Genomic DNA, 25,254 nt, shown 5'->3' with positions numbered 1-25,254 from the left:
TAAAGCCATGTTCGAGAATATTCGTGCCGACCTGCGCGCCCATGGCGGAGATTGGGGCGCGCAGGGCTTTTGGGTACTGCTGGTGTATCGCTTCGGCCGCTGGCGCTACACCGTGCGCCCGGCACTGCTGCGCAAACTCTTCTCGCTGGTCTACAAGGTGCTGTTCAAGTTCGTGCAGATCATCACGGGTATCGAACTGCCGTGCGAAGTGGTGATCGGCCGCAACTTCGTCATCGACCATTTTGGTGGCATCGTCGTCAGTGGCTATGCCCGGTTTGGCGATGACTGCCGCATCCGCAACGGTGTGGTGGTGGGCTTGAAGAACGTCGATGAACCGATTGCCCCGGTGTTCGGCAACAATGTCGATATCGGCACCGGGGCCAAGGTGCTGGGCAGCATCCGCATTGGCAACAACGTGATCATCGGCGCCAATGCCGTGGTGCTGGTGGATGTTCCGGACAATTGCCTGGCAGTAGGGGTGCCAGCCACCATCAAGGCCAGGCAGCCAGCCGCCACGGCCGCCGCCGAGTGAGGCCCATGGCGGCAGTAACCGGTGTGGTGGTCATTGGCCGCAACGAGGGCCCGCGCCTGGAGCGCTGCCTGCGTTCGCTGGTAAACGGTGCGGGCAAGGTCATGTATGTCGACTCGGGCTCCACCGACGGCTCGCTGCAACTGGCCCGCAGCCTCGGGGTGGAGGTGTTGGCGCTGGACATGGCCATCCCGTTTACCGCCGCGCGCGCGCGCAACGAAGGCTTCAGCGCCTTGCAGCGGCTGCTGCCTTCGATGCAGCTGGTGCAGTTTGTCGATGGCGATTGCGAGGTGGATGCCCACTGGCTGGCCACGGCGCAGGTGTTTCTCGACCAGCACCCCGAGGTGGCGGTGGTGTGTGGTCGCCGACGGGAGCGCTTCCCGGAGCGCTCAGTGTACAACCTGCTCTGCGACCTGGAATGGGACACCCCCATCGGTGAAACCAAGGCATGCGGTGGCGATGCGCTGATGCGGGCAGACGCTTTTGCCGCCGTCGGTGGTTTTCGCGCCGAGCTGATTGCCGGTGAGGAGCCTGAACTGTGCGTACGCTTGCGCGCCAAGGGCTGGAAGGTCTGGCGCCTGGCCGCCGAAATGACCTTGCACGACGCTGCCATGACCCGGTTCAGCCAGTGGTGGCGGCGCAGCCTGCGTGCCGGCCACGCCTATGCCGAAGGGGCCTACCTGCATGGCCAGCCGCCCGAGCGGCACTGGTTGCGCGAGTCACGTCGGGCCTGGCTATGGGGCCTGGGCATACCCTTGGTGATCGTGCTGGCCTGCCTGCTGCTGGGTGGCTGGGGCTTGCTGTTGCTATTGATCTACCCGTTGCAGGCCGTGCGCCTGGCTCGCCGCGGTGGCAAGTCGGCGCGCGAAAACTGGCTGCAGGCGGTATTCCTGGTGTTGGGCAAATTCCCGGAAATGCTCGGCCAGCTGAAGTTCTTGCGCCACCGCTTCGCGGCCGGCAAATCAGCGTTGATCGAGTACAAATGAGAGATGACCATGATGCTCGGCACCCTCGTGAAAAGCGTGTTTACCTTGCAACCGGGCTACTCGTTGCGGGCGTTGAACAACAAGTACAAGTTGATGCTGCAGATTGCCAGGCAATGGCCTGAGTTGAATGGTTTCATGCAGCGCATCACGGCGGCACTTGGCGAGCAAGGCGTGCGGCGGCTGGGTGTGGACTGCATCGGTGTGGTGCAGTGGCCTTACCTCAGCAAATGCTGGGAAGCCCCGCAGCGCCTGGCGGTGGTCGCTTCGCACTATGAGGTGCTGGCCGGCGAGTTTCCGGCGCTGTTGCTGCTGGAGCGGGACGAAAGCCTGACGCTGTGCGATCTGGCCAGCCATTCGCCGGGCTGCCGCCTGGTGCTGGACCGGCCGATCTGGTTCAAACGCGAAGGCGAGTTGGTGCTGAACCTGTTCCAGGGCGACCTGCGCGTGGCTTCACTGGCGTTCACCCTGTGCCGCAGCCAGGGCGAACTGTGCCTGTTCATCGGGGCCGTGCAGGGCATCCACAAAGGCATCGACAGCGAAACCTCATTGGCTATCTACCGCGACCTGACCAAGGACTTCGAAGGCCTGCGCCCGCGCAGCCTGGTGCTCGAAGCGCTGAAGTGCCTGGCCCGGGCGCTGGGTGTCACGCACCTGTATGCGGTCAGCGATGACTGCCGGCACCATCGGCATGCGTATTTTGGCAGCGACAAGGGTCAGGACCTTGCCGCCAACTATGACGTCATCTGGCATGAACACGGTGCCAGTGCATCGAATTTTGCGGATTTCTTCAGTCTTCCGCTTGCCCAGGCGCAGCGGGCAGAAGCAGACATTCCAGCGAAGAAACGGGCGATGTACCGCCGCCGCCAAGCGATGCTCGACGATGTTTTCTCACGCTTGCAGGCCGCATTGCCAAGCAGCAGTCACAACCTTGGACTACAAGGAAAACAGGGGGATGCATTTGCTGTGAGTGCATCGGCAGTGGACCGACCGCCCGTAGTCGACAGCCTGAAGTGAAGGTTGGCAGGGGAGGTGGGTCATCAAGCGGGTTTGGATCTGGATTCGTATGCGCATCGCTTACTTCATCAATCAGTACCCGAAGGTCAGCCACAGTTTCATCCGCCGCGAGATACTGGCGCTGGAGCGCCAGGGCATAGAGGTACAACGCATTGCCCTGCGGGGGTGGGACGCCGAGTTGCAGGACGCCGAGGACACGAGCGAACGGGCCAGGACCCGGTATGTGTTGCAAGGCGGCGTCAAGGGGTTGCTGACGCCAACGTTGCAGGTGCTGCGTGCGCAACCGCGGCGTTTTTTCCAGGCCTTGCGGGTGGCCATGCGCCTTGGCCTGCGCGCCGACCGCGCGTGGCCCTACCACCTGGTGTACCTGGCCGAGGCCTGCCAGGTGTTGCAATGGCTGCAGGCCGGGGAGGCCAAACACGTGCATGCCCATTTTGGCACCAACTCTACCGAGGTAGTGATGCTGGCCAACTTGCTGGGCGGTCCGGCCTACAGCTTTACCGTGCATGGGCCGGAAGAATTCGACAAACCACAGTTCCTGCACATGGGCGAGAAGGTGCGGCGTGCCGCCTTTGTTGCCGCGGTAAGTTCTTACGGGCGCAGCCAGCTGTTTCGTTGGGTGGCGCACGAGCATTGGGCCAAGGTGAAAGTGGTGCATTGCGGCCTGGAGCGAGGGTTTCATGAGGTGGCGCCAGTCGGTGTGCCGGCAGTGCCGCGGCTGGTGTGCGTCGGGCGGCTCTGTGAACAGAAAGGCCAACTGTTGTTGCTTGAGGCGGCGGGCCAGCTTGCGGCGCAGTCGATCGCCTTCGAACTGGTGCTGGCGGGTGACGGTGAGATGCGCCAGCAGGTCGAGGCCTTGATTGCCCGGCATGGCTTGCAGCAGCAAGTACGCATCACCGGCTGGATCAGCAGTGCACAGGTGCGCGAGGAAATACTTGCCGCCCGCGCGCTGGTATTGCCGAGCTTCGCCGAGGGCCTGCCGGTGGTGATCATGGAAGCCATGGCCTTGCGCCGGCCGGTGCTGACTACCTATGTGGCCGGTATCCCGGAGCTGGTGCGTCAGGGCGAGAACGGCTGGCTGTTCCCCGCTGGCGCCGTGGACGAACTGGCCCAGGCCATGGGCGAGTGCCTTGCGCAACCCGCCGAAGTGCTGCAGCGCATGGGCGAGGCGGCTTACCAGCGCGTGCTGCAACGGCATGACATCGACACCGAGGCGGCCAAGCTGGCCGGCTACTTCAAGGCATCCGCATGATGAGTGTATTGAGTTGGTTACTGGGCCTGCTGGCGGTCATCGCCCTTGTGCCTGTGTCCGTTTTCTTCCTGCAGATGTTGCTGGCTTGCCTGCCGCCGCGCTCGCGGCCCTTGGGCGTCAGCGTGCGTCCGCGGGTGGCAGTGTTGGTACCGGCCCATGATGAGGCTGCGATCATTCGTGCAACGTTGGCGAGCGTAACCCCGCAGTTGCTGCCAGGCGACCGCTTGCTGGTGGTGGCCGACAACTGCACGGACGACACGGCGCGGCTTGCCCGCGAGGCCGGCGCCGAGGTGGTAGAGCGGTTTGATACGGTGCTGCGTGGCAAAGGCTATGCCCTGGACTTCGGCGTACGACACCTGGCCCTGCAGCCGCCCGAGGTGGTGATTGTGGTGGATGCCGACTGCCAGGTAGCCGAGGGCGCGATTGACTGCCTGGCACGCCGTTATCACCAGGCCCAACGCCCGGTGCAGGCGCTGTACCTGATGCGCGCGCCCGCCGGTAGCGGGCTGAAGGTGCAGGTGGCCGAGTTTGCCTGGCGGGTCAAGAACCTGGTGCGCCCGCGTGGCTGGGCGCGGCTGGGGCTACCGTGCCAGCTGATGGGGGCAGGCATGGCATTCGGTTGGCACGACCTGGCTTTGATCAACCTGGCCAATGGGCACTTGGTGGAAGATGTGAAGCTGGGCCTGGACCTGTGCCAGCAGGGCAAGCCGCCGGTGTTTTGCCCCGAGGCATTGGTCACCAGCCAGTTTCCTGCCAGCCAGCAAGGCATGAACAGCCAGCGCACCCGCTGGGAGCACGGCCACCTGGGCTTGATGCTGGCGGATGCGCCCAAGCGTGCGCTGGCCGCCATCCGCCAGCGCAACGGTAGCCTGCTGGCCATGACCCTGGACCTGTTGGTGCCACCTCTGGCGCTACTGGTGCTGGCGCTGCTGGGGCTCAACCTGGTGACCTGGCTGGCTTACCTGCTGTCAGGCCATGCGGCGCCTGCGTGGATCGCACTGGCTGCGCTGGTCATGCTCGGCCTTGCCGTTGTGCTGGCGTGGGCGCGCTTCTGCCGTGAGCTGATCCCTTTTTCCGTGCTGTTGTACGCGCCTTTTTACGCCGCAAGGAAGATCCCCTTGTATTTGGGGTTCCTGATCAAGCGCCAGGTCGAATGGGTGCGCTCCAAACGGGATGATGACTGATGGCTCAGTGGCAGTGGGAGAAACGCTGGAAGCGCATTATCGACACGCTTGAGGTGGTGCCTGACAGCAGCGCGGCGCAGTGCCTGCTCGACCGGCTTGCCGCCCCGAAGTCTGCAACCGTGCTGGGGTTCGTCAATGCCCATGCAATGAACCTGGTGGTGCACGACGGTGAGTATTGTCAGGCGTTGTCGGCGGCCGATGTGCTGTTGCGCGACGGCTCTGGCATGGCGATCCTTTATCGCCGGTTGGGGCTGGAGCCTGGGCTCAACATGAATGGCACCGACTTCATACCCAGCCTCATGGAGGCATACCGCGGGCGGCGGGTTGCGTTCTGGGGCACGCAGCAACCGTACCTGAATCAGGCGGTGCGGCGCAGCGAAGCCTTGTTTGGCGTGGTGCCGGTATCGGTCCACGATGGCTTTGCCAGCATCGACACCTACTTGCAGTTGGCCAAGGAACAGCAACCGGAACTGATCGTGTTGGGGATGGGCATGCCCAAGCAGGAAGCGGTGGCGGCCAGGTTGGCAGCCGTTGGTGGGCCGTGCCTGATCGTGTGCGGCGGGGCGATTCTGGACTTCCTCGGCGGCAAGGTCAGCCGGGCACCGCAATGGTTACGGCATGTGGGTGGCGAGTGGGCCTACCGTCTGTTACGCGAGCCGAAACGTTTGTTCATGCGTTATGTGGTAGGCAACCCGTTGTTCTTGCTGCGCACCCTGCTGTGCCGCAAGGCAGCCGATTCGGCCAGGGGCACCGTATGAATCGGCCAAAATCCGCGCTGATGGCGGGTGGCTGCTACAGTGAAAGCAGTGGCTTGGGGGCTGCACGATCCTGCTTCACTGGCGTTGAATAAGCTGTATTCAAGACTTGATGTTTGATGGACGGCACTTGCTACGCTCAAATAGATGAGGTCTGAAATGGTTTTCGAACCCAGAAGCAGTCGTTCCTTACTCCAAAGAAGAAGCAGCGTAAGTAACGCCATTCAGGCGGGGCTCGATGGCATTGCAGTAATCGGTATTGCCTGGTATCTCATCTATGACCAGTTTGGTTACATTACCTCTGATTATGTAATCATGCTGCTGTTGCTGATTGGCGCACTGGCCGTCATCTACGACCATTATGCAATCTACCGCACTAACGTCGGCCTTTCGATCAAGGCCTTCCGCCTGTTCAAGGCGTGGTCGGCAACATTCTGTTTTCTTGTGGTCATGGCCTTTCTCACTAAACAGAGTGAAACGTACTCACGGTTGTTGGTCGTGCAGTTGTTCATCATTGGTTACATTGCCCAGTTGTTCTTGCACTTTGCGGTTCGTGAACTGCAAAAACGCTTTACCGCGCATGCGCGGCTGGACAATGCCCTGATTATCGGCAACGGCGACCTGGCCAATTTCCTTTATCAGAAAATCAGTAACAACCCCTGGTTTGGCGAACGGGTTCTGGGGTGTGTGCTGACCGACAAGGCTGGCGAGCAGGCGTACGAAGGTGCCGAGGGCAAGCAGCGCCTGCCCGTGCTCGGTCACATTGCAGACCTTGATGAAATCGTTGCCCAGTATGGCATTCGCACCGTGTACCTGGTGACACCGCTGGGGGGCTCCGAGGTTATCAACGACGTGTATTTCAAGTTGCTGGACAAGTGCATTGCCGTGAACTGGGTGCCGGATATTTTCTCGTTGCGCCTGATCAATCACAGCGTGCGGGAGATTGCCGGTATTCCTGTGCTGACCCTGTCTGAAACCCCGCTGACGGGCATGAGCCTGTTCCTGAAGAATATCGAGGACCGGGTATTGGCGGCATTGATACTGCTGTGTGCATCGCCTGTGTTGATTGGCGTTGCACTGGCAATCAAATTCACCAGCCGCGGGCCCGTGTTCTTCCGCCAGGAGCGTACGGGCTGGACCGGCGAGTCCTTCCGTATCTGGAAGTTCAGAAGCATGCATGTTCATCAGCCGGACAATGGCGTGGTCAAACAGGCGCAGAAGAATGACCCGCGATTGACTAAAATTGGTGCCTTCATCCGCCGCACCAGCCTCGATGAATTGCCGCAGTTATTCAATGTGCTGACCGGGGAGATGTCGCTGGTTGGGCCACGGCCACATGCGTTGCAACATGACACTTTATATTCCCAGGACATCGTCGATTACTTTGCCCGCCACAACATCAAGCCGGGTATGACTGGCCTGGCGCAAGTGCGCGGCTTCAGGGGGGAGACCAAGGACATCGAGCAGATGATCCAGCGGGTGGACTCGGACATCGAGTACATCAACAACTGGTCGCTGTGGCTGGACTTTGTGATTCTGGTGCGCACCCTCAATGCGTTTACCGGCAAGCAGGCTTACTAATCATCGAACGCTCGCAAGCCCCCTGTCGGAGCGGCCTTGCCGGGGCCGCTTCGCACCCCATCGCGGCACATGGCCGCTCCTACACCTTGTTCAGTGGATGCAATTCCCTGAACCCCCGCGCTTCCTCCACCAGCCAGTCATGCACCGCCCGCGCTCCCGGCTGATTCAACCCGCCTGGCGGGTAATGCACCACGTAGCGTTTGTGGTTGGCGATCGCCACGCCAAACGGCACGATCAGCGCGCCGCGCTCCAGTTCGTCATTCAGCAGTGTCCGCCGGGCGATCGCTACACCAATACCGGCAATTGCAGCTTCGATGGTCAGGTGGTTGCGGTTGAAGGTATGGCCACGCCGCACATTCAGGCCAGCGGCGCCAATCCCCTCCAGGTAAAACTCCCATTCTGCATACTCCGAACTGCCACGCCAGGCCGTGATGTCATGCAGCAGCGGGTAGTGCACCAGGTCTGCCGGCCCATGCAGTGGCGGGCGCCCCCGCAGCAAGGTGGGTGAGCACACCGGGAAAATCTGTTCGTCCAGCAGCGGTGTCGAAAGCATGCCAGGGTAGCTGCCATCGTTCAGGTCGATAGCCAGGTCGAAGTCGCCCGGGGTCAATGCCTGGGCGCTGTCTTCGGCCACCAGGCGCAGCTCGATGTCCGGGTATCGCTGCTGAAAGCGCGGCAGGCGCGGGGTGAGCCATTTGGCCAGGAACGACGGAATGGAGCGCACACGCAAGGTGCCGCGAATTTCACCGGCGTCCAGGCGCAACAGTTCAGCCTCGATACTGCCGTAGGCTTCGGCCACCGTCTGGGCCAGGCGTTGCCCCTCGGCGCTCAGCTCCACTCCGCGCGCCCGGCGCAGAAACAGCCGGTAACCCAGGCGTTCTTCCAGCTGGCGCATCTGCTGGCTGACCGCGCCGGGGGTGATGTGCAGCTCTTCGGCACATCGGGTAAAGGACAGATGCCGGGCTGCACAGGCGAATACATGCAGCCAGACGAACATCTGCCCATTGAGTTGCCGTCGCATTGTTTAGTCCTGCTAAAGGCTTGCTTAGAAAGTTTCGTTGGTCATTCATGAGCCATCGCGTCAGTATCGCGCAAAATCGCACTATCGCTCAATTTCATCAGATAACCGTGCTGTGGATTCATATCAGGGCACGGTCAGGCATTAGCATGGCTATCAGTGTTTTCGACCTTTTCAAAATCGGCATCGGCCCGTCCAGTTCCCACACCGTCGGGCCCATGCGGGCAGCGGCGATGTTTGCCCAGGTCCTGCGTGAGCAGGGGCTGCTGGCGCGGGTAACGCGCGTCGAAGTGCGGTTGTATGGCTCGCTGTCGGCCACCGGGGTTGGCCACGCCACCGATCGCGCCTGCCTGCTTGGCCTGATGGGCCAGTGGCCGGACCGCATCGACCCGGCCACCATCGAGTCGCGCATTGGCCAAGTGTTGCAGGAGCATTGCCTGATGCTGGATGGCAGCCACCCGCTGGTCTTCGAGTATGGCCGGGACATGTTGCTGCTCGACGAAAACCTGCCTTACCACCCCAATGCCATGAGCCTGGAGGCCATGGACGGGGAGAGCAGCCTGCTGCTGCAGACCTACTATTCGGTTGGCGGCGGCTTTATCGTCGAGCAGGGCGAAATTGATGCCCCTGCAGCCAAAGCCAATGACGTTGTGCTGCCTTATGAGTTCGACAGTGCTGCCCAGTTACTGGCCTTGTGCAAAGCACACAGCTTGAGCGTGGCGCAACTGATGATGGCCAACGAACAGGCCTGGCGCCCGGAAGCGGAAATACGTGAAGGCTTGCTGCGCATCTGGGCGGCCATGCGTGAGTGCGTGGATAACGGACTGCGCAACGAAGGCATCTTGCCTGGCGGGCTGCACGTCAAGCGCCGCGCTGCCCGGCTGCATCGCAGCTTGCAGGAACTGGGCAAGCCCAACGTGATTGGTTCGACGCTCAGCGCCATGGAGTGGGTGAACCTGTTCGCCCTGGCGGTGAATGAAGAGAATGCCGCCGGCGGGCGCATGGTCACCGCGCCCACTAATGGTGCCGCAGGCATTATCCCTGCAGTGCTGCATTACTACATGAAATTCAACCCGACCGTTTGCGATGCCGATGTGGTCGACTTCCTGCTGGCGGCAGCGGCCGTCGGTATCCTGTGCAAGAAAAATGCGTCGATCTCGGGGGCAGAGGTAGGCTGCCAAGGCGAGGTGGGTTCGGCCTGTTCGATGGCTGCCGCCGGCCTGGCCCAGGTGTTGGGGGCGACGCCGCCACAACTGGAAAACGCGGCCGAAATTGCCCTGGAACACAACCTGGGGCTGACGTGCGACCCGGTTGGCGGCCTGGTGCAGGTGCCGTGTATCGAGCGCAATGCGATTGCTGCGGTGAAGGCGATCAACGCGGTGCAGATGGCGTTGCGTGGCGATGGCGAGCACTACATTTCGCTCGACCGGGTGATCCGCACCATGCGTGATACCGGGGCGGACATGCATGCCAACTACAAAGAGACCTCGCGCGGCGGCCTGGCAGTCGCCTTTGTCGAGTGCTAGGAAAACTCACCGGCCGATGCGGTCTTTTGTGGGAGCGGCCTTGCGTCGCGAAAGGGCCGCAAAGCGGCCCCAGCACTTTGTACATCAAGTTGTACATCAAGGCTTGAATCCTGTGGCTGCCTCGCAGCCCTTTCGCGACGCGAGGCCGCTCCCACAAGTATTGTGTTCGGGCGGCCCTTAGCGAGCTTTCTGCTTGGCTTCAATGAAGCTTGCGCGCATGTCCTTGGCCCAGCCATCGAGCACCGGCTTGACGTCATTCAAGGTCAGCTTCTGGGTGTCGTTCTCCAGCTCCTGACCCGCACCTTTGCGTACCACCTGAGCCAGTACTTTCTGGTTGGCACCATCGAGGAACGCCGCCTCCACGCCGACGTCCACGTCCTGGTCACGGCCGCCTGCGGCGGTGTTCACGCCTGCGGCAATCAGCGCGATGGGGATCACCTCATAGGGTTTGAGGCCCTCGTTGCTGGTAGACACTGCCGTGATCGCCGGCCGCACCACGATCACGCCGGGGCCAGGCCCGTTGGCCAGCGGCATGACACCACCGATTTCACGCCGCAGCGCTTCGTTGAAGTAGCGGGTGATTTCCCCCAGTGTCTGCGCGGAGATGACCGGGGTGGGCTGCGGTTTGGGGTAGAACTGGCTGGGTTCGATGAACACCTGGCTGTACTGGTTGATGTTGACCTTGGGGTCGATCCAGCGCATTACCGGAGCACCCGACGGGCTCTTGGCTTCTTGCAACCGGCTGTAATCTTTGAGGAAGCCGGAGTAATCCTTGGGGTCCACGCGATTGCTGGAGCAGGCGCCCACGGCAAGCAGTGCGGCGCACAACAGGGTAATGCGAGGCAGTGATTTCATGATGAAGGCGTATCCATGAGAGGTCGGCCAGAACAACGCTAGCAGCTGCGCCGCAGTTGGCCAGTGGGCGAGTTCAATCCCCTGTGGAAAAGGCAAAAAGTGGCGGCGCCCGATCTCCCAGGCGCCGCGTGGTTTGCGGTGAACTCAACCCAGCGCTTCGCGCAACCGGTACCACAGCATGCCCATTGCCAGTAGCGGCGAACGCAGGGCCTTGCCGCCGGGGAATGTCAGGTGGGGCACGGCGCTGAAAACGTCCAGGCCTTGGCTGTGACCCAGGGCGATGCTTTCGGCCAGCAGTTTCGCCGTCCAGTGCGTCACGTTCAGCCCGTGCCCGGAATAGCCCTGGGCGTAGTAAACGTTTGGGTGCTGGCTCAGGCGCCCGACCTGGGGGAAGCGGTTGGCTGTGATGCCGATCATGCCGCCCCACTGGTAGTCGATGCGCACGTTGGCCAGTTGCGGGAATACCTTCAGCACCTTGGGCCGCATGTAGGCGGCGATGTCCTTGGGGTCGCGGCCGGAGTAGTGGCAGGCACCGCCGAACAGCAGGCGGCGGTCTGCGGTGAGGCGGTAATAGTCCAGGCCGACCTTCTGGTCGCACAGCGCCATGTTCTGCGGGATCAGGGTCGCAGCCAGTGCTTCGGGCAAGGGTTCGGTGGCGACTACGTAACTGCCGGCCGGTAGCACCTTGCCGCTCAGCCGCGGTTCCAGCTCATCGAGGTGGGCATTGCAGCCCAGCACCAGGCTGTCTGCCCGCACCTTGCCACGGGCCGTGTGCAGGGTCACGCGGGGGCCGTGCTCGATTCGCAGTACGGGGCTTTGTTCGAAGATGCGCACGCCCAGGCTATGCGCGGCACGGGCTTCGCCCTGGACCAGATCCAGTGGGTGCAGGTGGCCCGAGCCCATGTCTACCAGGCCGCCGGCGTACTGGTCGCTGGCGACGATTTCGTGCAACTGCCCGGGGCCTACCAGACGGGTTTCAGGGCGATAGCCAAGCGTTGCCAGGTCATCTTGCTCGTCCTTGAAAGCGGCGAACTGCTCGGCTGTGTTGGCCAGTTCACAGAAACCCCAGCGCAGGTCGCAGGCAATGCCGTACTGGGCAATGCGGCTGGCCACCAGCGCCACCGAATCGATGCCGGCCTGCTTCAGGTAGCGCACGCCGTCCTGACCGACATGCCGGGTAAAGCCGCTGACGTCATGGCCGATGCCGCGAATCAGCTGGCCGCCATTGCGCCCGCTGGCGCCCCAGCCGATGCGCCGGCTTTCCAGCAGCACCACCGACAAGCCGCGCTCAGCCAGTTCCAGGGCGGTGTTGACGCCGGTCAGCCCGCCGCCGACCACGCACACATCGGCCGTCAGTTCGTCGTCCAGGCTGGGGTAGGGCGCCGCGTTGCGTGCCGTGGCAGCGTAGTACGAAGCAGTGTGTTGGGAATCGAAAGACATGGGCGTTCTCGGCTCAGCGGTTGGACTTGATCTTGCTCCAGGAGCGGGTCATGACACGCATGATCTTCGGGCTCGGGGTGCTGGAGATGTACAGCTTGTCCAGTACGTCCTGGGGTGGGTAGATCTCGGGGTTGTGCACCAGCGACGCATCCATGTAGGCCTTGGCGTCCGGGTTGGCGTTGGCATACCCGACCGTGGCACTGACTTTGGCGATCACTTTCGGGTCGAGCAGGTAATTGATGAAGGCCAGGGCCTGGTCGGGGTTGCTGGCGTCCTTGGGGATGGCCAGCAGGTCGAACCACAGGTTGCTGCCTTCCTTGGGAATGCTGTAGGCGACTTTTACGCCGTTCTTCGCTTCAACAGCGCGGTTGGCGGCCTGGAACACGTCACCGGAGTAGCCGAAGGCCACGCAGACGTCGCCATTGGCCAGGTCGGACACGTATTTGGATGAATGGAAGTACGTGATGTAGGGGCGCAATTCGAGCAGGCGTGCTTCAGCCTTGGCGTAGTCCGCCGGCTTTTCGCTGCGCGGGTCCATGCCCAGGTAGTTGAGTATTGCCGGGAACAATTCGTCGGGCGAGTCCATGAAGGCCACGCCGCACTGCTTGAGCTTTTTCAGGTTTTCGGGCTCGAACAGCACCGCCCACGAGTCGATATGGTCGACGCCCAGTGCCGCCTTGACCTTGTCGACGTTGTAGCCGATGCCGTTGGTGCCCCACAGGTAGGGCACCGCGTACTGGTTGCCGGGGTCGTTCTGTTCAAGCTGCTTGAGCAGCTTGGGGTCCAGGTGTTGCCAGTTCGGCAGCTTGCTGCGGTCCAGCGGCAGGAAGGCGCCAGCCTGGGCCTGGCGGGCGAGGAAGTGGTTGGACGGCACCACCACGTCGTAGCCGGTGCGCCCGGCCAGTAGCTTGCCTTCGAGGGTTTCGTTGGAGTCAAACACGTCATAGACCACCTTGATCCCGCTGCTGGCCTGGAAGTCAGCCAGGGTGGTGTCGCCGATGTAGTCGGTCCAGTTGTACACACTGACCGAGGGCGTGGCCTGGGTGGTGGTGGCGAACAGCAGGGTGAACGCAGCGGGGATCAGGGCTTGCAGATGACGCATGGGGACACCTCGTTGGTTTTGTTCTTCGAGTTCGGTGTACGGGGGCGCAAAGCGCCCCGGGGTGGGTCAGACGCTCATCATCAGGAACTCACGCTCCCAGGAGCTGATGACCCGCTTGTAGTTCTCGTGCTCGGCACGCTTGACCGCCACATAGCCCTGGACGAATTGCTTGCCCAGGTACTGCTGCACGGTCTCGCAGTCTTCCATGTGCTGCAGGGCGTCTTCGATGGTGATCGGCAGGCGCAGGTTGCGCCGCTCGTAGGCACGGCCTTGTACGGGTGCACTGGGGTCAAGCTGCTCGACCATGCCCAGGTAGCCGCACAGCAGGCTGGCAGCGATGGCCAGGTAAGGGTTGGCGTCGGCGCCCGGCAGGCGGTTTTCCACCCGCATTGCCTCTGGGCTGGAGGTAGGCACGCGCAGCCCGGCGGTGCGGTTTTCTTCACCCCACTCAACGTTCACCGGTGCCGAGGTATCTGGCAGGAAGCGGCGGAACGAGTTGACGTTGGGCGCGAACATCGGCAGCAGCTTGGGGATGTACTTCTGCAAACCGCCGATGTGGTGCAGGAACAGCTGGCTCATGCTGCCATCTTCATTGGCGAAAATTGGCTTGCCGGTGGCGATGTCGACCACGCTCTGGTGCAGGTGCATGGCACTGCCCGGCTCGTCGGTGATCGGCTTGGCCATGAAGGTGGCGGCCACGTTGTGCTTGAGTGCAGCTTCGCGCATGGTGCGCTTGAATACGGTGATCTGGTCGGCCAGGTCCAGCGCGTCGCCGTGGCGGAAGTTGATCTCCATCTGCGCCGGGCCGTCTTCGTGGATCAGCGTATCCAGGTCCAGGCCCTGGATCTCGCACCAGTCGTAGACATCCTCGAACAGCGGGTCGAATTCGTTGGCGGCATCGATCGAGAACGACTGGCGACCGCTTTCGGCACGGCCAGAACGCCCCAGCGGCACCTGCAATGGCAAGTCCGGGTCTTCACAGCGCTTGGTGAGGTAGAACTCCATCTCAGGCGCGACGATCGGCTGCCAGCCCTTGTCGGCGTAGAGCTTGAGCACTTTCTTCAGCACGTTGCGCGGCGACAGTTCGATGGGGTTACCTTGCTTGTCGAAGGTGTCGTGGATCACGATCGCGGTGGGCTCGATCGCCCACGGGATCTGGTAAACGGCGGAGGGATCGGGCCGGCAGACCATGTCGATGTCGGCGGCATCGAGCAGGTTGTAGTAGATGTCATCGTCAACGTAGTCGCCGGTGACCGTCTGCAGCAGCACGCTTTCGGGCAGGCGCATGCCACGCTCGTGGAGGAACTTGGCGGTGGGCGCGATCTTGCCGCGGGCGATGCCGGTCAGGTCGCTGATCACGCATTCGACTTCGGTGATGCGGTGTTCTTTCAGCCAGGTGTACAGCTGATCGAAGGGGGCGTTCATACAGACCTCTTGGTTGGGTTTTAGTGTGGGAGCAATGCTGCTCGCGAAAGCCATGGCAAGGCGAACAAGGCGTTGTACTTCCCAGGTGACGCACTGGAGACTATCTTGGTCGCAGCCCCCCGGGCCGATCTATCCATTTTCTTCGGCAAGCAATGCACCAAAAGAGTGCAACTAGGATCTCGCGTGACAACGCCCAATGCGCTGCAAGTCCAGGCCTTCCATACCACCGACGTCTCCGAGCAGGTGCGTGCTACCCCCGGCTGGCAGCAGCAGTACCGGCAGATGTCGCCGGGGCATTTCAGCGGTGAGCTGCGCTGGCTGGGGATGGATGGCGTGGAGGTGTACGAGGAGCGCTTGAACACCCGCGTGGAACAGTTTTTCCGTGCGCCGAGCGGTTCACTGGCGTTCTGCTTCGACCGCAGCGAAAACAGCCTGTACCTGCTGAACGAGCAAAGCCGCAACATCTGGATCACCCCGGAGAACTACCAGGAAGTGGCAGTGGTGTTCGACCAAGCCTTCCTGGCCCGCCATGGGCTGGACCCGCAACGCCTCGAAGGGTTGTTCATGGTGCCGCTGGGCAGTGGGCAAAACGCATTGTTTGGCAGTTGGCTGAGTGCCACGCTGACCCGCCTAGGGCAGGCCGACTGCCCATTGCAGGGGCAGGCCCTGGCGGAACAACTGCTGGAGGATTGCCTGTTCATTCTCGATAACGCCAGCCAGCGCCTGCAGGGCATAGCCTTGGGGCGGCGCGACGAAGAGCGGGCGATCATGCGCCGGGTCAGCGAGTGGGCGGCGGACTGCCCAGAAGAGACGTTGAACCTGGTGGAGCTGGCAGATGTTGCCGGGGTCTCGTTGCGCCAGTTGCAGCAGGCGTTCAAGGCATTTACCGGCATGCCGCCTGCCCAGTGGCTACGCTTGCGCCGGCTGAATGGCGCCCGTCGCGATCTGTTACGCGATGGCAGGGCGACCGTGGCCGAGGTCGCGATGCGCTGGTCATTCTGGCATTTAGGAAGGTTTTCAGAGAGTTACCGGCAATTGTTCAAGGAGTTTCCGAGCGAGACCTTGAAGCGGAGCAGGGGCTAAGGTAGCGAAAAAGCTGCTGGCCTCTTCGCGGGCTTGCCCGCTCCCACAGGGACCTGAGGCGATCCTGTGGACGCGGGCGCGCCCGCCAGGAGGCCGGCCCAGCCAGCACTGAACTCAGCATCTCACGCCGAAAGTTGCTATCGTGCCGCCCTGATCCAAACCGAGGTGCCGATGTTCTACCTGCCTTTGCCCAGCGACCAGGCCGACCGCCTCGCCAGCGAACCAAAAACCGACTTTTTCACCACTGCCAGCGTCCTCGAAGCCGCCGCAGTGTTGTTCGCGCAAAACCTGCCGCGCCAGTCCGCCACCGCCTCGGCCGACGCCCAAGAGCGCCGTTTCGCCGAAATCGTACGCATCGCCAACGAAGTTGAAAGCGCCGCGCCTGGTCGCTTTCAAGGCCAGGTAGCGCAGCACTTCGATCGTGAAGCCTTTGCCATGGGCCTGGGCATGCTGGGCGAAAACGGCATTGCTCTGCTGTCCGCCGAGGTGCAGTACGCGCTAGACGAACTGTTGGATACCGAAGGCCAGTGGAATTTCCAGTTCGCCGACACCTACCGCCAGCGGGCCACACCGCTGCATCCGGTGTACCTGCCGTCGCTGGCCACTGATCTGATGCTCAGCGACCAGCAGAACCGCCTGCTGCGCGAGTTTCTCAGTGGTATCGACGAGTCAGTGGCGGTGCAGGGCTTTGCTGGCACTGGCAAGACCTTCCTGATTCACCAGTTCGCCCGCCTGCTGGAACCACAGCGCACGTTGCTTCTGGCTTTGACCGAAAGCCAGTTGCGCGCCTTGCAGGCGCGGGTAAAGGACGCTGCCGCCTACACCGCGCTGACTTTCGGTCAGTTGGCTGACGAGCTGCTCAACCGCGACCTCACCAACAACGGCTGGCGTCTGCGCGACCCGTATCGCACCAAATTGTCATGGCGCCCGCAGAATGAGCAGGTTGTACGCTGGCTGGCCATCCCTGACATCGGCCCGCTCGCCGCGCGCGATGTGGTTGCCTTGTGCGTCCGCGCCGTGCGCACCTTCTGCCACAGTGCCGATACCCAGCTTCAGCTGCACCATTTGCCCTGGGCCGGGCCGGGTACTTCGCCGCTGGATCAGGAGGTACTGCTGGAAAAGGCCCGCCTGTATTGGCAAGAGCTGATTCGCCCGTCCGCGCGGGAAGTCCAGCTGCCGGTGCGCGACTACCACCGGGTCAAGTTGCTGTCGTTGACCGGTTATGTGATCGATAGCCGCTACACCCACGTGATCGTCGACGAGGCTCACGAGCTGTCGGCACCGATGCTTGCCGTACTGGACCGCAGCCCGCAGTCGATCATTGCGCTGGGCGACGAGTTGCAGAACCTCAACGGCCTCAGCCCGCACCATGGCAGCTTCATCCGCCAACGCTACATCGACCATTCCCTGCGTGCCGGGCCGGCGATGGACAATGTGCTCAACCCGCTGATCCAGGCGCACCCGGCGGCGATCCAGGCAGCCTTCAGTGGCAGCGCCGAGCATTACACGCGGGTCAGTTTCTTCGATACGGTAACCGTGCCGGAACAGCCCACGGCGCTGATCGTCGATGATGAATGGGGGCTGTTTGGCTGGTTCCAGCGCCTGACGCACCAAAGTGTGCCGTTCGTATTGCTGAAAAGCGCGCGCAAGGACTTCGAGCTGTTCGTGGAGGACTGCATCGAGCTATACCGCTTTGGCACTCGACCGCGTCACCCGATGTTGTTCCGCTACGCCAGTTGGCAGGCGCTGGAGCAGGACAAGGGCGATGACAAGGCGTTTTTTGCCGTGGCCAACATGCTGCGCAAAGGCTATACGCCGGAGCATTTTGCCAAAGCCAAGAGCCGTTACCGCTGGGACAAGGCGCCCAAGTTGTTCCTGGGGCGGGTGCGGGATGTGAAAAACATGGAGTTCGCCCGGGTGATGGTGTCGCCGGAGCTGATGGTGGCGCCGCAGGTGGCGGGCAACCGCAATGAGCGGGCGCGGATGCTGGCGGGGCTGTATACCGCCTGTTCGCGGGCGCGGCATGAACTGATCGTGCCGGGGGGGATGCTGGACTGGGTCAAGGACCAGGTTCGGGATTGAGGCATCTGGGGCCGCAAAGCAGCCCCAGAAGTTTTGAATCAGTTACGGTCCAGCCACACCGTCTGGGCATTGGTGAACTCGCGCACACCAAAGTGCGACAGCTCACGCCCGAACCCGCTCTTCTTCACGCCACCAAACGCCACACGGGGGTCGGAAGCGCAGTAGCCGTTGATGAACACGCCACCGGTATCCAGTGCCATAGTCATGCGCTCGGCCAGCGCATAGTCGGCGGTGTAGATGGTCGCGGCCAGGCCGAAATCGCTGTCGTTGGCCAATTCCACCGCATGGTCGGCATCACGTGCAGTGATGATCGCAGCCACTGGCCCGAACAACTCCTGCTTGAATGCGGTCATTTGCGGGGTGACGTTGGCGAACACGGTCGGCGCATAGAAGTTGGCCACGCCTTCGACCTTGTTGCCGCCCAGCAGCAGGGTGGCGCCTTCGGCGAGGGTCGCCTGAACCTGGCCGTCCAGCTCGTCGCGCAGGTCGTAACGGGCCATCGGGCCGATGTAGGTGTCGTCTTCCAGTGGGTTGCCGACTTTCAGCTCGCGGGTTGCTTCAACGAACTTGCGCGTGAACTCCTCGACAATGCTGTCTTCCACGATCAGGCGCTTGGCCGCTGCGCAGACCTGGCCGGTGTTCTGGTAACGGCCAATGACTGCGGCCTTGACGGCGGCATCCAGGTCGGCGTCGGCCAGCACGATGAACGGGTCAGAGCCACCGAGCTCCAGTACACACTTCTTCAGTGCCGCACCGGCCTGGGCACCAATCGCCATGCCGGCACGCACGCTGCCGGTCAGGGTCACGGCGGCGATACGCGGGTCGTTGATGGCGCGGGTGACGCCATCCGGGGTCACGTTCAGCACTTCGAACACGCCATCCGGCAGGCCGGCATCCTTGAACAGCTCGCCCAGCAGGTAGGCGCTGCCCATCACGTTCGGCGCGTGCTTGAGCACGTAGGTATTGCCTGCCAGGATCGCTGGCACGGCGCCGCGCAGTACCTGCCAGACCGGGAAGTTCCACGGCATCACGGCCAGGATCGGGCCGAGCGGGCGGTATTCGATACGGGCTTTTTCAACCTGGGTCGGCTCAGCGGCAAGCATGGCCGGGCCGTGTTCGGCATACCAGCGGCACAGGCCGACGCACTTGCTGACTTCGCCACGGGCCTGGGCAATCGGCTTGCCTATTTCGCGGCTGATCATCTGGGCAAAGGCTTCGGCCTTGGCTTCGAGGGTGCTGGCCAGGGCGAGCAGGTACTCGCTGCGCTGACCCAGCGACACTTGGCGCCACTGGCCGTAGCCAACCTTGGCACGTTGCAGCGCCGCTTCCAGTGCGGCGTCGGTGTCGAACGGGTAGGCGCCGATCTGCTCGCCGCTGTACGGGTCGAGGGAGATGGCGTGGGTCAGGCTGCTGATCGCGCTCATGGCGGGACACTCTCGTTGTTGTTAATCAGTGACGCCAGACTAGTGGGCTATGGCTTTAATGAAAACTGAATAATAATGAGCGAAACATTCACGTTTGGAGAAAGGCTGTGGACCTGGTGCAACTGGAGATCTTCAAGGCGGTGGCAGAGCAGGGCAGCATCAGCGCCGCCGCGCAGCACATCCATCGGGTGCCGTCCAACCTGACCACGCGCATCAAGCAACTGGAAGAAGACCTGGGCGTGGAGCTGTTCATTCGCGAGAAAAGCCGCCTGCGCCTGTCGCCTGCAGGCTGGAATTTTCTTGAATACACCCGGCGCATCCTCGACCTGGTGCACGAGGCGCGCCTTACCGTCGCCGGTGAAGACCCGCAGGGCACCTTTGCCCTCGGTTCGCTGGAAAGCACGGCAGCGGTGCGCATCCCGGCTTTGCTGGCGGCGTACAACCAGCGCTACCCCAAGGTAGACCTTGACCTGTCCACCGGGCCATCCGGGACCATGCTCGAAGGCGTGTTGTCTGGCCGGCTGGTGGCCGCGTTCGTCGACGGCCCGGTGCTGCACCCGACACTGGAAGGCATGCCGGTGTTCGAAGAGGAAATGATGGTCATCGCGCCGCTCAACCATGCGCCAGTTACGCGCGCCCAGGATGTGAACGGTGAGAGCATCTACGCCTTCCGTGCCAACTGCTCGTATCGCCATCACTTCGAGAACTGGTTCGTCAAGGACCAGGCAGTGCCGGGCAAGATTCACGAGATGGAGTCGTACCATGGCATGTTGGCGTGCGTCAGCGCTGGCGCAGGCCTGGCCATGATGCCGCGCAGCATGCTCGACAATATGCCCGGGTGCAGCACGGTCAGTGCCTGGCCTATGTCGGAAGATTTTCGCTACCTGAAAACCTGGCTGGTCTGGCGGCGGGGCGCGGTATCACGCAGTCTGAGCATGTTCGTGAAACTCCTTGAGGAAGGTCGTACAACCTCTTGATCAGTATCTAAATTTACATTCGATTGATGGGTTAGTGCCGAATGTCACGATGACGACCATGCATCAGCCAGAACACCAATACCCCGGGAGGATCAGATAATAGGTAAGCCATCCTCTAAAGGAGGGTCATACCATGCGTAACCATCACTATGCCCTCGGCGCGGCGTTGCTGATCACCCTGGCCATGCCATGGACCCTGGCTGCTGCCGCCGACCTCAATGCCCCCATCGACATGCAGGCCGTGCGGTTGCAACCGCAGGAGCAGAACGGCGTGCGCTATTTGCAAGGTGGTATTGGCCAGGATGAGGCCAATGCGCTACGCAAAACCACCGGCTATGACTTGCACGTGGAGCTTTCCACTGGCCCGGAAGGCAAGTTCCAGAGTGGTGCCACAGTCGACATTCAGAATGCACAAGGCCAGCCCGTACTCAGCGTCACAGATGCCGGGCCGCTGCTGTATGTGCAGTTGCCTCCCGGCAAGTACAAGGTCACTGGCAATGCCCAAGGTGAGACGGTGCAGCAACTGGTGACCGTGAACGGCAAGGGCCCCGCGACCGTGAACCTTAACTGGCGTTGATCAAAAAAATACGGCAGGAGTACGGATGTACTCCTGCCTGAGAGGAGCGCATCGCCATGAGCCTGGATCTTCAGCTGGAGATGTTGAACGAGCAGGGCTATGTGTTACTTCCCGGTGTGCTCGAACCCCTGCGCATCGCCCTGTTGCGTTGCGCCATCGATGACCTGCAGCCGATTCACTGGGACTACCAGGGGCTGTTGGAGCACTACAAGTGCGTATTCAACCGCAACCCGCTTTGGCTGCCCTTTCTCGACCTGCCACCCTTGATAGCACTGGCTGAAGCGGCGCTAGGCACTGACTGCCACGTGATCGGACAAACTGCGTGGCGCAGCCACCCGGGTTACGCGGGCATGGCGCTACACCTCGATCACCTGCCCATGCAGCTGCCCGACTGGCTAAGCGCGAAGGGCGATTTCACCCAGCCTGCACAAATACTTACTGCTCAGCTGTACCTCAGCGACATCGACCACAACATCGGGCCGACCTGGATCGTACCCGGCAGCCACCGCGCGGCGCGGCCACCACTGGCTGGCGAGAATCAATGGCAAGGGCGTGAAGCGCTGGCAATGTTGTGCAAGGCAGGAGATGCGCTGGTCTTTCGCAGCGATGTCTGGCACAGCGGCGGAGCCAATCGCAGCCAGGCTCGCGAGCGCGACATGCTGCAAGTGCATTACGGCAGGCGCATGGTCGCGCAGAAGTTCTCGCCGTACTTGAACTGGCGTTTCAACCCTCAGGTGCTGGAAGAGGCAACGCCCCGGCAAAGGCGCTTGCTAGGCGAACATGAAGAGGCGGAATACGACTGAGGCGCGGAGCACGAGAAGGCACATCTTGAGCAAGCGATTTAGCCAATAGTGGCAATACACTTTCAACTTTCTGATCATCTGGACAATAATCAAAAAACTATTACTTCGTGTGACCGGTCTGGATGCACCGGTTCACTCTAAAAATCGAGGGGCCAAAGCCCCCGCTTGCTCTATAGACCATCAGGAGAAGTCATTGATGAAAACCCGTCTCGCAGCTTCGCTGGCCGCTGCAGTGCTGGCCTTTGCAGGGGCCAATCTGGCCCAGGCCGCGCAGGTATCCGGCGCCGTTGGCGCCACCAGCCAAGGTGACATGACCTACCGTATTGGCTTGTCCTTCGACTGGGACAAGAAATGGCTGGAAAGCAGTACCGGCTATGTGACCGGTTACTGGGATGCTGCCTACACCTATTGGGAGGGCGGTGACGCCAGTGGTGCGCACTCGCTGTCGTTCAGCCCGGTGTTCACTTACGAGTTCAGCGGTTTTACCTACACGCCGTACATCGAGGCCGGTATTGGCCTGGCGGCGTTTTCCAAGACCGACGTGGGTGACCAGCGCATGGGGTCGGCGGTCAACTTCGAAGACCGCATCGGTTTCGGTCTGAAGTTGCCAGGTGAGCAGAAAGTCGGGATTCGCGCGATGCATTATTCCAATGCGGGAATCAAGCAGCCAAACGACGGTATTGAGTCCTACTCGCTGTTCTACAGCAAAGGTTTCTGAAGCAGGGGGCCGCAGTGCGGCCCCAGCCTTTCAATACGTATACGAAACCCGGCCTGCACCGTCCGAGGTGCTCCCGGGTCGGCGTAGATGCCGGATCGTTGCCAGCATCCTCGCGGATCAAACCACCTAGAGGCCGGCCAAGGCATGCCAACACTCAGCGAACGGCCTTGATCGCCAGCACATTGCACAGCGGGTGTTCCAGCACATGCGCTGTGGTCCCGCCCAGGTAGGTCTGCATGGCGTCATGCCGATGGCTGCCCATCACGATCACATCTGCCCGGCTGTGGCCGACAAACTGGGCAATGGCCCTGATAGCTGGGCCTTCCAGAAAGTGCCGACGCTCCAGCGGGATCTGCTGATGGTCACCCAGTCGGTTGAACGCCGCCCGCTGCGCAGTGCGCACGCTGCCGTCGAAGCCGGGCATGGTCACCGTACCGGCGCCGAAGTCGGCAATATGGGTCTTGGCCGCGTCGCACACATGCACCAAGTGCAACTCGGCGTTGCATTGCAGGGCGAGGGCACGGGCGCAGTGGATCACCTGCTCGTCCAGGTGCTCGCCAGCACCGTGGCTGTTCAGGTCCACTGCCGCAGCAATCTGCCGGGGCAGGGGCAGGCGGATATCGCTGACCAGGTGCACGGCAACCGGGCTGTCCTTGAGCAACTGCCAATCCAGTGGCGTGACCAGCAGGCGTTTGAGCACGGGTTCGTGCTGCACGTCCTTGACCAGCAAATCGCAGCCTTGCCGTTCGACCCGCTCCAGCGCGCTGCCCAGCGGGTCGCGAGTCAACAACAGTTCGGTAGACACGTCCAGGCCAGCATTGCCCAACTGTTCAGCCTCATCTGCCAGCCACTGGCGGTTGTCACTGAGCAGCCGCTCACGCTCGCGGCCATCGCTCATCAGACCAAAGGTGTCGACATCGTCGACGAAAACGTTGATATCCAGCAGTGCACCGCTGGACTCCGCCAGCGCCGCCGCGCGTTGCAGCGCAGGCGTATGGCGCATCTGCGGGCCGAGCATGACAAACAAGCGCTTGAACTGGCTCATCTCACACCTCCACGTGTGGCAGCCCCCCGGTTAGCTGGTTCTGTTCAGTCTAGACCTGTGTGCGCCCGGTAAAACCGATCAGGCTTTTTCCACCTGCGGCTGCTCGAGTGCGGCTAGCGCCATGTGTCGGGTATGATGCGTGCCCCATCATTGTCACGAGGCCTGTCCCATGTCCCTGAGCGCTGAACAGATCGGCGAATTTTGCGCTTTCGCCGAGCAGCTGGCCGACGCTGCCGCTGTGGCGATCAAGCCCTATTTTCGCGCCAGCCTTGATGTCGAGGACAAGGGCGGGCGCCTGTACGACCCGGTGACGGTTGCCGACAAGGCTGCCGAGGACGCGATGCGCGAGCTGATCCAGGCGCGTTACCCCGAGCATGGCATCCTGGGTGAAGAAGCCGGGGTGGCCGTGGGCAGCAGCCCGCTCACCTGGGTACTCGACCCGATCGACGGCACCCGCGCCTTCATCACCGGCCTGCCGCTTTGGGGCACGCTGATTGCCCTTAACGACGGCACGCGCCCAGTGGTCGGGGTGATGAACCAGCCCTTCACCGGCGAGCGTTTTGTCGGCACCCCCGAAGGCGCCTGGCGCAGTGGCACGCCATTGCAGACCCGTACCTGTGCCGACCTGGCGTCGGCCACACTGATGTGCACCACGCCGGACATGTTCGACACCGCCGAGCGCAAGGCCGCGTTCGAGGCCGTTGCCGGCAAGGTGCGCCTGATGCGCTACGGTGGCGATTGCTATGCCTACTGCATGCTGGCTTCGGGGTTTGTCGATGTGATCGTCGAGGCGAGCCTGCAGCCGTATGACGTGCAGGCACTTATGCCGATCATTGAAGGGGCAGGTGGGGTGATCACTGCCTGGGACGGCAGCAGTGCACAGAATGGCGGGTGCGTTGTGGCCTGTGGTGACCCGGCGCTGCATGCGCAGATGGTAGAGATGTTGCGCCACGCCATGTGAGCCACCTATCCCCGATCACTGCACTTTTTACGATTTCCGGGCTCTATCCTTGGCCAGGCTGCTCTGATCCCCAATGCAGCCGCCGAAGATCGACCCGGTGCCGATGGTTGCAAGTTACCCGAATTTCTTCCCGCGTCTGCTGCTGGCAGGCGCCCTCACATGCCTGTGCGCCTGCACCCAGGAGCAAGGCCGCGATATTGTCAGCCAGTTCGGCAACGGCAAACCCAGCGAGCTGTTCCAGACCAGCGTCGACCGCTTGGCCACGCTATCGATGCGCGACAACTTGCAAAGCCTGTACCTGCTGATGAACAAGCTGTACCTGCGCAACCCCAACCAGTGGAAGATGTCGGGCTATGTGGACGCTGCCACGGCCGAGCGGCAGATCCGCATGGCCATCGAACATCGTCAGCCACTGCCGCAACTGGGCAACCGTCGTGACCTGGCGGCATTGAGCTACGCCCTGAGCCCGGAGTTTCGTGGTGATCGGGTGGGTGCTTTCATCTACGCCATCGGCAGCATGCTGATTACCGCGCACGGCGGGCGTACCGATTTCTACATGACCGATACCATCGACCCGTTGTTCATCAACAATGCGGCGCGCAATATCGAAAGGGCTACCTGGATGCTCAGCCAGCGGCAGGACGCCAATGGGGTGTTGCTGCTGTTCTCCAACGAGATTTCGGAAGAGGGCAGCAACCTGAGTTTTGCCGTGGAGTTTGGCAAGATCGTTGCGCGGCTGGACCTGTTAGCCGAGTTGCTGGATGAGCGTTATCGGCGGATTGGTTTGAATTACGCCCAGAGTCTGCTGTTGATGAATTTCCTGCCGGTGCAGTGAACCTTAGCCGTTGTGCAGGCCCTGTAGGAGCGGCCTTGTGTCGCGAAAGGGGCGCGCAGCGGCCCCAGGATTTCAGCCACCC

At 62.1% G+C, this 25,254-nt stretch carries 23 protein-coding genes; 16 read left to right on the top strand and 7 right to left on the bottom strand.

The annotated features are described in order from the left end of the window. Window positions 1-7: 7 nt before the first annotated feature. From E8E78_RS12890 to E8E78_RS12860, 7 genes are all read left to right on the top strand, one after another. On the top strand, window positions 8-532 hold the full coding sequence (locus tag E8E78_RS12890; RefSeq protein WP_016499581.1) for a serine acetyltransferase: 525 nt from the start codon (window positions 8-10) through the stop codon (window positions 530-532). Window positions 533-537: 5 nt separating this feature from the next. Continuing rightward, entirely contained in the window at window positions 538-1,515 is a 978-nt protein-coding gene (locus tag E8E78_RS12885) for a glycosyltransferase (RefSeq protein ID WP_049277517.1), read from the top strand. A 9-nt stretch (window positions 1,516-1,524) separates the two neighbouring features. After that, window positions 1,525-2,529, top strand: coding sequence for a VirK/YbjX family protein (locus tag E8E78_RS12880; RefSeq protein ID WP_049277516.1), 1,005 nt, complete (start codon window positions 1,525-1,527; stop codon window positions 2,527-2,529). A gap of 49 nt (window positions 2,530-2,578) precedes the next feature. After that, on the top strand, window positions 2,579-3,781 hold the full coding sequence (locus tag E8E78_RS12875; protein WP_016499584.1) for a glycosyltransferase: 1,203 nt from the start codon (window positions 2,579-2,581) through the stop codon (window positions 3,779-3,781). Continuing rightward, a complete protein-coding gene (locus tag E8E78_RS12870) occupies window positions 3,778-4,965 on the top strand; it encodes a glycosyltransferase family 2 protein (RefSeq protein ID WP_049277514.1) in 1,188 nt (395 codons plus the stop codon). The genes E8E78_RS12875 and E8E78_RS12870 overlap by 4 nt, the downstream gene beginning before the upstream one ends. Further along, window positions 4,965-5,723, top strand: coding sequence for a WecB/TagA/CpsF family glycosyltransferase (locus tag E8E78_RS12865; protein ID WP_049277512.1), 759 nt, complete (start codon window positions 4,965-4,967; stop codon window positions 5,721-5,723). Before E8E78_RS12870 ends, E8E78_RS12865 begins: the two co-directional genes overlap by 1 nt. 156 nt (window positions 5,724-5,879) lie before the next feature. After that, window positions 5,880-7,301 carry an undecaprenyl-phosphate glucose phosphotransferase gene (locus E8E78_RS12860; protein ID WP_049277511.1) on the top strand — a complete coding sequence of 474 codons (1,422 nt, stop codon included), beginning with the start codon at window positions 5,880-5,882 and terminating at the stop codon, window positions 7,299-7,301. A gap of 79 nt (window positions 7,302-7,380) precedes the next feature. Here E8E78_RS12860 and E8E78_RS12855 read toward each other — a convergent pair whose 3' ends face one another. After that, on the bottom strand, window positions 7,381-8,322 hold the full coding sequence (locus E8E78_RS12855) for a LysR substrate-binding domain-containing protein (RefSeq protein ID WP_016499588.1): 942 nt from the start codon (window positions 8,320-8,322) through the stop codon (window positions 7,381-7,383). 146 nt (window positions 8,323-8,468) lie between these two features. Here E8E78_RS12855 and E8E78_RS12850 point away from each other — a divergent pair, with 146 nt between their 5' ends. After that, window positions 8,469-9,845: an L-serine ammonia-lyase gene (locus E8E78_RS12850; RefSeq protein ID WP_049277510.1), complete on the top strand. Its 1,377-nt coding sequence runs from the start codon at window positions 8,469-8,471 to the stop codon at window positions 9,843-9,845. 177 nt (window positions 9,846-10,022) lie between these two features. Here the strand turns inward: E8E78_RS12850 and E8E78_RS12845 are convergent, their stop codons facing one another. The 4 genes from E8E78_RS12845 to E8E78_RS12830 all read right to left on the bottom strand — a co-directional run bounded on the left by E8E78_RS12845 (window position 10,023) and on the right by E8E78_RS12830 (window position 14,667). Next, window positions 10,023-10,700, bottom strand: coding sequence for a DUF3313 domain-containing protein (locus E8E78_RS12845; protein ID WP_049277509.1), 678 nt, complete (start codon window positions 10,698-10,700; stop codon window positions 10,023-10,025). A 144-nt stretch (window positions 10,701-10,844) separates the two neighbouring features. After that, a complete protein-coding gene (locus E8E78_RS12840; RefSeq protein WP_059394921.1) occupies window positions 10,845-12,140 on the bottom strand; it encodes an FAD-binding oxidoreductase in 1,296 nt (431 codons plus the stop codon). Window positions 12,141-12,153: 13 nt separating this feature from the next. Then, a complete protein-coding gene (locus E8E78_RS12835; RefSeq protein WP_016499592.1) occupies window positions 12,154-13,242 on the bottom strand; it encodes a polyamine ABC transporter substrate-binding protein in 1,089 nt (362 codons plus the stop codon). A gap of 66 nt (window positions 13,243-13,308) precedes the next feature. Then, window positions 13,309-14,667, bottom strand: coding sequence for a glutamine synthetase family protein (locus E8E78_RS12830; protein WP_016499593.1), 1,359 nt, complete (start codon window positions 14,665-14,667; stop codon window positions 13,309-13,311). 183 nt (window positions 14,668-14,850) lie between these two features. On the opposite strand from E8E78_RS12830, the gene E8E78_RS12825 reads away from it, so the two are divergent. Both E8E78_RS12825 and E8E78_RS12820 read left to right on the top strand, forming a co-directional pair. After that, window positions 14,851-15,750: a helix-turn-helix domain-containing protein gene (locus E8E78_RS12825; protein ID WP_016499594.1), complete on the top strand. Its 900-nt coding sequence runs from the start codon at window positions 14,851-14,853 to the stop codon at window positions 15,748-15,750. A gap of 171 nt (window positions 15,751-15,921) precedes the next feature. Further along, complete coding sequence (locus E8E78_RS12820) at window positions 15,922-17,832, top strand: AAA family ATPase (protein ID WP_059394920.1); 1,911 nt, start codon at window positions 15,922-15,924, stop codon at window positions 17,830-17,832. A 38-nt stretch (window positions 17,833-17,870) separates the two neighbouring features. Here the strand turns inward: E8E78_RS12820 and E8E78_RS12815 are convergent, their stop codons facing one another. Next, window positions 17,871-19,256 carry an aldehyde dehydrogenase family protein gene (locus E8E78_RS12815; protein WP_049273861.1) on the bottom strand — a complete coding sequence of 462 codons (1,386 nt, stop codon included), beginning with the start codon at window positions 19,254-19,256 and terminating at the stop codon, window positions 17,871-17,873. Between the two features lie 107 nt (window positions 19,257-19,363). Here E8E78_RS12815 and E8E78_RS12810 point away from each other — a divergent pair, with 107 nt between their 5' ends. The 4 genes from E8E78_RS12810 to E8E78_RS12795 all read left to right on the top strand — a co-directional run bounded on the left by E8E78_RS12810 (window position 19,364) and on the right by E8E78_RS12795 (window position 22,331). Next, window positions 19,364-20,233, top strand: a complete 870-nt coding sequence (locus E8E78_RS12810) for a LysR family transcriptional regulator (RefSeq protein WP_016499597.1) — start codon at window positions 19,364-19,366, stop codon at window positions 20,231-20,233. A 133-nt stretch (window positions 20,234-20,366) separates the two neighbouring features. Next, complete coding sequence (locus E8E78_RS12805) at window positions 20,367-20,810, top strand: hypothetical protein (protein WP_049273858.1); 444 nt, start codon at window positions 20,367-20,369, stop codon at window positions 20,808-20,810. Between the two features lie 56 nt (window positions 20,811-20,866). Beyond that, window positions 20,867-21,613, top strand: a complete 747-nt coding sequence (locus E8E78_RS12800) for a phytanoyl-CoA dioxygenase family protein (protein WP_049273857.1) — start codon at window positions 20,867-20,869, stop codon at window positions 21,611-21,613. A gap of 196 nt (window positions 21,614-21,809) precedes the next feature. Next, window positions 21,810-22,331: an acyloxyacyl hydrolase gene (locus E8E78_RS12795; RefSeq protein WP_049273855.1), complete on the top strand. Its 522-nt coding sequence runs from the start codon at window positions 21,810-21,812 to the stop codon at window positions 22,329-22,331. Between the two features lie 154 nt (window positions 22,332-22,485). Here the strand turns inward: E8E78_RS12795 and E8E78_RS12790 are convergent, their stop codons facing one another. Continuing rightward, window positions 22,486-23,376, bottom strand: a complete 891-nt coding sequence (locus E8E78_RS12790; RefSeq protein WP_049273853.1) for a universal stress protein — start codon at window positions 23,374-23,376, stop codon at window positions 22,486-22,488. A 169-nt stretch (window positions 23,377-23,545) separates the two neighbouring features. On the opposite strand from E8E78_RS12790, the gene hisN reads away from it, so the two are divergent. Both hisN and E8E78_RS12780 read left to right on the top strand, forming a co-directional pair. Then, a complete protein-coding gene (hisN, locus tag E8E78_RS12785) occupies window positions 23,546-24,337 on the top strand; it encodes a histidinol-phosphatase (protein ID WP_049273852.1) in 792 nt (263 codons plus the stop codon). A gap of 103 nt (window positions 24,338-24,440) precedes the next feature. Continuing rightward, on the top strand, window positions 24,441-25,172 hold the full coding sequence (locus E8E78_RS12780) for a hypothetical protein (protein WP_059394935.1): 732 nt from the start codon (window positions 24,441-24,443) through the stop codon (window positions 25,170-25,172). The last annotated feature ends 82 nt before the right edge of the window (window positions 25,173-25,254 follow it).

The sequence above is a fragment of the Pseudomonas sp. BN505 genome, assembly GCF_029873175.1.
GTDB classification, from domain to species: Bacteria; Pseudomonadota; Gammaproteobacteria; order Pseudomonadales; family Pseudomonadaceae; genus Aquipseudomonas; species Aquipseudomonas putida.
Note: the sequence above shows the minus strand (reverse complement) of the source record. Positions and strands in the feature narration are given on the sequence as shown.

Bases quoted from the DNA above. Each gene is read 5' to 3' on its own strand.
- hisN (WP_049273852.1), top strand. From the start codon at position 23,546: ATGTCCCTGAGCGCTGAACAGATCGGCGAATTTTGCGCTTTCGCCGAG.
- E8E78_RS12865 (WP_049277512.1), top strand. From the start codon at position 4,965: ATGGCTCAGTGGCAGTGGGAGAAACGCTGGAAGCGCATTATCGACACG.
- E8E78_RS12890 (WP_016499581.1), top strand. From the start codon at position 8: ATGTTCGAGAATATTCGTGCCGACCTGCGCGCCCATGGCGGAGATTGG.
- E8E78_RS12780 (WP_059394935.1), top strand. From the start codon at position 24,441: ATGGTTGCAAGTTACCCGAATTTCTTCCCGCGTCTGCTGCTGGCAGGC.
- E8E78_RS12805 (WP_049273858.1), top strand. From the start codon at position 20,367: ATGCGTAACCATCACTATGCCCTCGGCGCGGCGTTGCTGATCACCCTG.
- E8E78_RS12870 (WP_049277514.1), top strand. From the start codon at position 3,778: ATGATGAGTGTATTGAGTTGGTTACTGGGCCTGCTGGCGGTCATCGCC.
- E8E78_RS12845 (WP_049277509.1), bottom strand. From the start codon at position 10,700: ATGAAATCACTGCCTCGCATTACCCTGTTGTGCGCCGCACTGCTTGCC.
- E8E78_RS12850 (WP_049277510.1), top strand. From the start codon at position 8,469: ATGGCTATCAGTGTTTTCGACCTTTTCAAAATCGGCATCGGCCCGTCC.
- E8E78_RS12885 (WP_049277517.1), top strand. From the start codon at position 538: ATGGCGGCAGTAACCGGTGTGGTGGTCATTGGCCGCAACGAGGGCCCG.
- E8E78_RS12835 (WP_016499592.1), bottom strand. From the start codon at position 13,242: ATGCGTCATCTGCAAGCCCTGATCCCCGCTGCGTTCACCCTGCTGTTC.
- E8E78_RS12795 (WP_049273855.1), top strand. From the start codon at position 21,810: ATGAAAACCCGTCTCGCAGCTTCGCTGGCCGCTGCAGTGCTGGCCTTT.
- E8E78_RS12880 (WP_049277516.1), top strand. From the start codon at position 1,525: ATGATGCTCGGCACCCTCGTGAAAAGCGTGTTTACCTTGCAACCGGGC.
- E8E78_RS12855 (WP_016499588.1), bottom strand. From the start codon at position 8,322: ATGCGACGGCAACTCAATGGGCAGATGTTCGTCTGGCTGCATGTATTC.
- E8E78_RS12860 (WP_049277511.1), top strand. From the start codon at position 5,880: ATGGTTTTCGAACCCAGAAGCAGTCGTTCCTTACTCCAAAGAAGAAGC.
- E8E78_RS12790 (WP_049273853.1), bottom strand. From the start codon at position 23,376: ATGAGCCAGTTCAAGCGCTTGTTTGTCATGCTCGGCCCGCAGATGCGC.
- E8E78_RS12800 (WP_049273857.1), top strand. From the start codon at position 20,867: ATGAGCCTGGATCTTCAGCTGGAGATGTTGAACGAGCAGGGCTATGTG.
- E8E78_RS12830 (WP_016499593.1), bottom strand. From the start codon at position 14,667: ATGAACGCCCCCTTCGATCAGCTGTACACCTGGCTGAAAGAACACCGC.
- E8E78_RS12815 (WP_049273861.1), bottom strand. From the start codon at position 19,256: ATGAGCGCGATCAGCAGCCTGACCCACGCCATCTCCCTCGACCCGTAC.
- E8E78_RS12820 (WP_059394920.1), top strand. From the start codon at position 15,922: ATGTTCTACCTGCCTTTGCCCAGCGACCAGGCCGACCGCCTCGCCAGC.
- E8E78_RS12840 (WP_059394921.1), bottom strand. From the start codon at position 12,140: ATGTCTTTCGATTCCCAACACACTGCTTCGTACTACGCTGCCACGGCA.
- E8E78_RS12875 (WP_016499584.1), top strand. From the start codon at position 2,579: ATGCGCATCGCTTACTTCATCAATCAGTACCCGAAGGTCAGCCACAGT.